Below are 279 nucleotides of genomic sequence, written 5' to 3' on the forward strand. Positions count from 1 at the left end.
GATTATACTTCCTCAACGCCGCAATACGGTCATCCAGCGTTGGATGTGAGCGGAAAAGGTTAGCGATACTAAAGCCAGTAGATTGCCCAGACGAGATTGCAAATGCTTTCATGCTCTCTGGCATTTGATCTGGACGCTGTTCAGAAGGACGCAAGGCATCAAGTGCACTAATCATTTTGTCACGGCTGGCAAGCTTTGCACCCATCTCATCAGCGCGGAATTCACGTAGACGTGAGAACCACATAACGATGGCAGACGCCAAAAATCCAAGCAAAATAT

1 protein-coding gene is annotated in these 279 nt (G+C 47.7%); it reads right to left on the minus strand.

Going from position 1 to position 279, the window contains the following annotated elements; all coding sequences use genetic code 11:
• On the minus strand, positions 1-279 hold a 279-nt coding region (locus BTV98_RS13205), incomplete at both ends, for a M48 family metalloprotease (protein ID WP_178379393.1).

The organism is Psychrobacter sp. Cmf 22.2 (assembly GCF_001921745.1).
Taxonomy (GTDB): Bacteria; Pseudomonadota; Gammaproteobacteria; order Pseudomonadales; family Moraxellaceae; genus Psychrobacter.